At 54.5% G+C, this 5,950-nt stretch carries 1 protein-coding gene; it reads left to right on the plus strand.

Going from position 1 to position 5,950, the window contains the following annotated elements; translation table 11 throughout:
* Positions 1 to 832: 832 nt before the first annotated feature.
* Positions 833 to 5,752 carry a hypothetical protein gene (locus ACTNC6_RS15900; RefSeq protein WP_441044601.1) on the plus strand — a complete coding sequence of 1,640 codons (4,920 nt, stop codon included), beginning with the start codon at positions 833 to 835 and terminating at the stop codon, positions 5,750 to 5,752.
* Positions 5,753 to 5,950: the final 198 nt, after the last annotated feature.

Genomic DNA, 5,950 nt, shown 5'->3' on the forward strand with positions numbered 1-5,950 from the left:
CCATCTGTTGGAGAAGGAGCCGTATGAGTTGAGAGGCTCACGTACGGTTCTGATGGGGACTCAAGGGGAGGTTCCTTGGGTCTACCTACTTTGTGGTAACATTCCAGTATAAATCGGATGCAGAGTGGTTCTATGAACATCTGAAACATAGAATGGGACACTTTGGATTAAGCCTTGAAGAAGAAAAGAGCCGTCTGATAGAGTTCGGGCGTTATGCAAAAGAAAGATGAATGAACATTGGGGTCAGACCCCATGAAATACCTACTGCTGCGGATCCATACCCGGGTGCATGGTTCCTATTTTCGTTGGATAATAGTGATATCCATGATGACATTTGCCGAATATTGTGATACTGTTCACATGTCCGGTTTGAAGCGCTTCCTGAAACTGTTTTTTGTCAAAATTTTTTCCGACATTTTCCATGAATTCAGAAGTATGAAAGTCCAGATGGACTTGTCTTGTTGGTAATCGTCTTATATATATCCACTCCTTTCGCTTTGGTCAAGACACCAATAAGTGTGATACCAGGCACATAATCTTATTCTGCATATTCAATTTTTAAAGCAGCCACCGAAAGACGGTTTTTCGAATACTCTGTTCGAGCCGAAAGTATTCATACTTCAATCATTTTATCATTGAATGATGGAGTGTTCAACAAATATTGTGAAAATAAGGAGATTCAGTAAACTTATGCAGCCAAACAAATGAGAAACATCTATTGAAAAAATAAGAAATGTATAATAAAATGAATATATATTACAACATAATACAGGAAGTTACCTTGCGACAAAAATAATATCCCAATATATTATTCAAACAGGAGGAACGGATCATGAAAAAATATAACAGGCGAACCGGCATTGCTTTACTGCTGTGCCTGGTGCTGTCACTGCAGATGTGCCTGCCGCCTTCGGCTGCGCTGGCAGAGGAAGGCGGGAATCAGGACGGTGCCACCGAGATTCTGCCGGAAATCGACTACAGCGTCAGCGGTTTCGATGTCGAATATGACGGCCAGCCGCACTCGATCACATTGACTGTCAACACGCCGGATGTAACGGTAAGCTACGCTACATCTGATGCGGGTTCATACAGCGGAACAAACCCCTCGTTCACCGAGGTCGGCAGCTACATGGTTTTCTTCAGGCTGGAAAAGCAAGGCTATCAATCGGAAGAAGGCTCCGTGGGCGTGGAAATCAATCCGATTGACATCAGTAACCAGGTAATAGCCGGGCTAAAGAGCAGCTATGCCTACACCGGTTCCCCCGTGCAATTCGATCTTCCTTACGATAAAATCAAAGAGTGGTCGATCGTATATGTGAACAGCGATGGCGTACCGCTGGATACACCCAGTGATCCGGGCAGCTATACGGTTAATATAAGCGGAGAGGGCGGCGTATATCGCGCATATGTCAGTCATACCTTTACCATCGTCGAGGGGAAAGAGGAAATCCAGTACACTGCCAGCGGCTACAGCGGCGTGTACGACGGAAGTCCGCATGCGATCACGGTGAATGTGACCAACGAGGGCGCGACCGTGACCTATGCCACCTCCGCAGACGGTACATATAGCGAAACGAATCCCGCGTACACTGACGCCGGGGAGTATACTGTTTATTTTAAGATCGAGAAGCAGGACTGCGAGACAAAAACAGGCTCCGCGACCGTGACGATCACGAAGGCCGATGTGAGCGATCAGATGGTCTTCGACGGAGAGAGCTTTTATACCTACACCGGCAGCCCCGTGAACTTTTCCATCAGCTGCGCGGGCATTGACACATGGACGTACACCTACTACGAGAATGATACGAAGCTCGATGCAGCTCCCGGCGTAGTGGGCAGCTATACCGTAGAAATTTCCGGCGAGGGCGCGAACCATATCGCGAAGGTGGAGCATTCATACAGCATCATCGCGGCGGAAATCCAGTATACCGCCAGCGAATACACGGGTGTGTACGACGGCAAAGCGCATACGATCACGGTGAACATCCTCTCTGAGGGGGTCAGCGCAACCTACGCCACCTCCGAGGATGGTCCGTATACCAGCGTATTGCCCAAATTCAATAATTCAGGCGAATACACGGTCTGGTTCCGGCTCGAAGGGACGGGATACAGGACTGTGGCAGGCTCTGCCACCGTGACGATTGAGCGACATGATGTCAGCGCTACGAACGTGACCGAATTTCCGACGCGCATATTGTGCGGTGCGCCCGTATCCTTCACACCCAAACTCAATATCGCTGACCACGTCAACGACGTATCGTGGACGTTCACCTATTACGACGAAAACGGCGATGCGCTTGCCGGTGTCCCCACCCTTCCGGGCAAATACAGCGTAGATATGAACGGCGAGGGAACCAACTGCTACGCAAGGCTCCACCATGAGTTTACCATTCTTTCCGGCATGCGGCCGATCGACTACAGCGTGCAGGGCTACAGCGGCGACTACGACGGCAAGCCGCATACGATTTCGCTGAACGTCGCCTCGGATTTCGTCACGGTAAGCTACGCCGCCTCTCAGGACGGCCCGTTCACCGAAATCCCGCTCGCGTTCACCGACGCAGGCAGCTACACCGTCTGGTACAAGCTGGAGGGGCCGCTCTATAATACCGTCGTGAAATCCGCGGCCGTGCAGATCGAGCCGCTGCAGATCCGCCATGGCTCCAGTGGCTACTATGGCGTCTATGACGGCGAAGCGCACACGATCAAGCTGAACGTCTCCACCGAGGACGTTACCGTGACCTACGCCACCTCCGAGGACGGCGAATACACCGCCGAACTGCCCTACTTCACCGACGCCGGCGAGTACGCCGTCTGGTTCAAGCTGGAGAAGAAAAACTACACAACAGTGATAAAGGGCAGAAACGTTTCGATCAGCAAGGTGGATGTGAGCGATCAGGTGAGCTTTAATGGGGAGAGCATCTATCCCTACACCGGAAAATCCGTGAAGTTCTCGGCCAGCTGCGAGGGCATCACCAGGTGGAGATACGCCTACTTCGATGAAAACAATGCCCGGCTCGACGCAGCTCCCAGCGAGCCGGGAAGCTACCGCGTGGAAATCTCCGGCGAGGGCGCGAACTGCTTCGCGAATCTGAGCCACGCCTTCAGCATCGCCCCGAAGAGGACCAAGCTTGAGATCGAGTTCACGGCCAGCGGCTACATCGGCGTGTACGACGCCCAGCCGCACTCCATCGCGCTGAACGTGACCACGCCGGGGGTCACGGTGACCTACGCCACCGCTCTGGAGGGCCCGTTCACCGCAGAGCTGCCCATGTTCACCGAGCCCGGCAGGTACGTTGTCATCTACCGGCTGGAAAGGGCGGGCTATCAAAGCATCACGCGCACTGAGGACGTGATGATCCAGCCCCCGCAGCCCATCAGGCACACGGCCAGCGGCTACAGCGGCGTTTACGACGGCGAAGCGCACACGATTGAGCTGAACGTCGCCGCCGAGGGCGTTGCCGTGACCTATGCCACCTCCGAGGACGGCCCGTACAGCGTGGAGCTGCCCACGTTCACCGACCCCGGCGAGTACACCGTCTGGTTCCGGCTGGAAAAGGAATACAGCATCACTACTACAGGCTCCGCGAGCGTGAACATCGCGAAGATAGACGTAAGCGATCAGGTGGCTATTACCGCCGAGGAAAGCTATGTCTACAACGCCAAACCAGTACCGATCGAAGCAGTTCTCAACGGCGAGCTCCCCTTCGGCGACAGCATGGAGCTGACGCTGAGCTGCTGCAACTCTGACGGCAATATGTTCCCCGGTGCGCCAATCGACGTCGGCACGTACAGTGTTACTGCCTCCGGCGAGGGTAAGTACTGCTACGCAAGTTCCAGCTGTAATGTCGAGATTGTTCCCCCTGCCAGCTTGCTGCCCATGGAGTACAGCGTGCAGGGCTATTCCGGCTACTTCGACGGCAAGCCGCACTCGATCACGGTGGACGTCGCTACGCAGGGCGCAACGCTGAGCTATGCGACCTCCGAGAACAGCGGATACACCGACGAAAATCCCGGTTTCACCAAGCCCGGCGCCTACACCGTCTACTACAAAATCGAGAAGGAGTACTATACGACCGTGACAGGTTTCGCAGTTGTGGAGATTCTGGAGCACAAGGATAAAATCACCTACGCTGTCGAGGGCTACAGCGGCGTCTACGACCACAAAGCGCACACGATTGATCTGCAGGTCATCACGCCGGACGTCAAGGTGACCTACGCGACCTCGGAGGATGGCAAATACCGCGACACGCCGCCCGAGTACGCCAAGCCCGGCAGCTACACCGTCTGGTACAAGCTGGAAAAGTCCGGATTTGAAACCTGCACGGGCAGCGCGACCATCACAATCGAGAAGGCTGAGCAGACTCTGTACTTCAAGCGTAGTTCCGTCAAGATGTTTCCTTCGGCTTTTGGACCGACTTATGATTCCACTGTGACCCTTGTTCGCAGTGAGGACGGTGGAGCGCTGAGCTACTCGTCCTCCGACCCGGATCGCATCTTGATTGCGTTTTATCAGGACACTGATATTATAGAATCGGCGATCTACTATGCGTCCTATGAGGAATGGCTAAACGGATACGTCGCGGTCATTACCGCCACCGCTGCAGAGACCGATTGTTACAAGGCGGCGACTGCCACGTATACAGTGATGGCTGACCTGGACAATATAGCCAACTTAGGATTTAAGGTTGATCTGGAGACGTCGCTAGACAAATCCAGAGCTGATGAGGGCAATACCAATGATCCGGTAACGCTCCCGAAGCTGGACGAGAACATTGACATGACCCTCCGCCCTGTGTCTGATCAGGACAGCAATAGCCTGCTCGGTTTGTCGAGCACGCTCCGGAAGAAGCTCATGGCCGCGGCCGGCGAAGGTCAGATCGGTACGATGGCTGTGGACGCCTGCCTCACCGACAGCCAGACCGGCGAGGAGATTCACAACATCTCCGGCGATGTCCTCCTCAGCTTTACGGGCGATCTCCAGCAACGCTATCTGGAGAACTACGAAAATATGTCCTGCATCGCCGTCCACATCGAGCAGGACAGCACGTCCAGCCCGACTGTCACTCCGACAGTGACGCCTACGCCCGGCCCGACCGTCGCTCCGACGGCCACCGATGCAAAAGGCGTATATGCCGATTCGCCGAACTTCGATATGTCCGGCGGTATCGTCTCTTCGATGACCACGGCCACAGGCGGCGTATACGCTGATTCGTCGAGCTTCTATATGTCCGGCGGCATCATCTCTCCGACGGTGACGCCTACACCCAGCCCGACTGTCACTCCGATGGCGACGCCTACGCCCAGCTTCGACGGAGAACAGCTTCTGGTAACAACCAGCGATGGCCTGACCGTCAAGCCCGTCGGTTCGTTCTCCCCGAAGGTCGAGTTCATTCCCTGCAAGCTGACCAGCAAAGGCGTGCTGATCCCCGACACCACGACCAGCCCCTTCCTGCTCATCTACGGCCCGAAGGAGGCCTTCAGCAATCTCCTGACGGTGCGTGCGAAGGACGGCGTGTTCACCTGGGACGGCGAGGGCCATCAGGTCGCTGCCGAGCCAAGCATCGCGGAGGGCACCACCCTCTGGTACAGCGTGGATCTGGAAACCTGGCAGACCGAAGCGCCTGTGTTCACGGACGTACTCCGGAACGAGGATGGATCTGTCGGTTCTTATCAGGTTTACGTTCTGGCCGAAAACCCCGACTGCGACCCTGCAGTCTGCAGCTATACGGTGACCATCAATCCTGCGGAGTGACGATACTTATCCGTGCTCTACTTCGAATTGTATTTGCGGAAACATTTTTTCAATATCAACCAAACGTTCAAAAAGAGGGAGCAGTTCAGTGTGAACTGCTCCCTCTTTTTTATGTGCGCCTAGCGGCGCACGTCGCTAATGGATGAAAGTTCCTAATCCGCCCTAGTAGTGGGAAGGATACAGCCGAGACCAAGGGTG

This window comes from Blautia sp. HCP3S3_C4 (assembly GCF_052064095.1).
GTDB lineage: Bacteria > Bacillota > Clostridia > Lachnospirales > Lachnospiraceae > Blautia_A.

Coding starts and splice junctions, on each gene's coding strand:
- ACTNC6_RS15900 (WP_441044601.1), top strand. CDS start 833: ATGAAAAAATATAACAGGCGAACCGGCATTGCTTTACTGCTGTGCCTG.